This window comes from uncultured Anaerococcus sp. (genome assembly GCF_937934665.1).
Classification (GTDB): Bacteria; Bacillota; Clostridia; order Tissierellales; family Peptoniphilaceae; genus Anaerococcus.
The window spans coordinates 1-2135 of the sequence record NZ_CALGYW010000110.1 but is presented as its reverse complement, the minus strand read 5'-3'; the positions used below and the strand labels follow the sequence as shown (position 1 = coordinate 2135).

2 protein-coding genes and 1 pseudogene are annotated in these 2135 nt (G+C 37.4%); all 3 read left to right on the top strand.

The window, feature by feature from the left end; translation table 11 throughout:
- Positions 1-693: AAA family ATPase (locus tag Q0410_RS05930; RefSeq protein WP_299034267.1), on the top strand; the 693-nt coding region annotated here is incomplete at its 5' end.
- 4 nt (positions 694-697) lie between these two features.
- Positions 698-1873, top strand: coding sequence for a hypothetical protein (locus Q0410_RS05925; RefSeq protein WP_299034264.1), 1176 nt, complete (start codon positions 698-700; stop codon positions 1871-1873).
- Positions 1873-2135, top strand: a pseudogene (locus tag Q0410_RS05920) (hypothetical protein); the annotation flags it as partial. The gene Q0410_RS05925 and the pseudogene Q0410_RS05920, both read left to right, overlap by 1 nt.

The window sequence follows — 2135 nt, the reverse complement described above, 5'->3', positions numbered from 1 at the left end:
TTCCTCTATGAGGGAGATAAGTCCCTACTTACTTTCGATATGAGTGAATTTACCGATAAATCATCAATAACTAAGTTGATTGGGGCCCCTCCTGGTTATGTAGGATATGAATTTGGAGGAGTATTGACCCAGGCTCTAAGAACTAGACCCTATAGTGTATTGGTATTTGAAAATATAGAAAATGCACATTTTGAGGTTCAAAACCTAGTTTTACAAATAATCCAAGACGGAACTATAAAAGATAATAAGGGCAGAAGCATCAACTTTAAAAATTCTATTGTGGTTTTAACAATGACTGTTGATGAAGATACTAGCTATGATACTTACGCCAGAGAGAACCTAGATGTGGACTTTGGTAAGTCAGTAGACTACGTCTTTAAACTTAGCCGTCTAAAAGACGATAAACTAGATGAGCTAATAGCCCTAAACTTCAAAGACCTAGAAAAGGCTCTTTTAGAAAGACAGATAAATATTTCCTATGAGGATGGGTTCTTTGAACGCTTTGGCAAGTATGCCAAGGAAGAAAGCCTTGATGCAAGGAGCATAAAGAAGCTTATAGAGCAGGATGTTTACTTTTTGATTTGCGAGAAAAATCTCGAAAACGAAATAGAAGCTTTCTCAAAACTAAGATTAGACTTTGATGGTGAAAATAAGCTCACTGTCAAACTGAAAGAAAACAAAAATAAGGAGTAGAAGAATGGAATTTAAAGTACCAGAATTTGTTACACCAGACTTTTTAGAAGAAAAGTTCAAGAACGCTAAAGACATTACCCTACAAGAAGTAGAAAAAGACGGTGTTGCACCAGATGATTTCTACCTAACTCGTCACATGCCAACATTCTACAAAGTAGATGGCGAGTGGCAACTACCAGAACATACCTCTATCAACTGTGTAGCAGTCCTAAAAGACGGCAAGGTTGAAGTTGTAGAAATAAGAGACCTTAAAAAAGGTGATAAGGTTGTAGTAAGCGAAGATGGCAAAATTGAAGATGGTATCTACGTTTACAAGGATGCCTTCCCAAAAGATATATATTCTAAACCAGGTAAGGCTGTAGAAACATCTTTCTCAAAAGACTATGACTACCTATTTGAACTTCTTAGACATGAAAAAGACTCAGAAGACGGATATATAGTATGGGTCCTAGGCCCATCAGTAGTATTTGACTACGATACAAGAAAAGCCCTAAACCAACTAGCGGAAAATGGCTATATCAACTGCCTACTAGGTGGAAACGCTATGGCAACCCACGACCTTGAAGGAGGATTTCTAAATACAGCCCTAGGTCAAAATATCTACACCCAAGAAAACCAACCAATGGGTCACTACAACCACTTAGACTTATTAAATGAAGTAAGAACAACAGGATCAATCAAAGACTTCATCGCAAGCGGCAATGTAAAAGATGGTATCATCAAAACTCTATCAGACATGGACGTACCATTTGTCCTATCTGGATCAATCAGAGATGACGGTCCACTTCCAGAAGTAATAGGAGACCAAGATAAGGCCCTATCAGAAACTAAAAAAGAACTTGACAAGGCAACAGTAATTGTTTGTATAGCAACCATGCTCCACTCCCTATCAGTAGCCAACATGGCAAGTAGCTATAGGGTAAGAAAAGACGGTAAAATTTCACCAGTATATCTCTACTGTGTAGACGTAACAGAAAACGTAGTACACAAGGTAGGAGCAGCTAGAGAAAATCTTGCTTACGTACCAATGGTAACCAACGTACAAGATTTCGTAGTAAACTGTGAAAAAGCTCTAATAAGCCCAGCAAACAAAGCTTTTGCAAGTGAAATGGAAATTCCTGAAATGGAATATGTAGAAAACGATAAAAAAGCTGATAAAAACGAAGGAGAGATAGAGTAATGAAATTCGAAATGCCAAAATACCATCACCCAGATTTTGAAAAAGACTTTCTTAAAAATGCACCAAATGTAACCCTAGAAGAAGTAAAAGAAGATGGTCTAAGCCCAAGAAACTACCACGCTCTTTCAGTTTATCCAGAATACTTCAAAATAAATGGCAAATGGGTCCTAGCTGATGAATCTAGGATGGATACAGTATGTGTAGCCAACGACACCCCAGGTGAAGAAAGTGTAAATATAGTTGAATTTAGAAACCTTAAAAA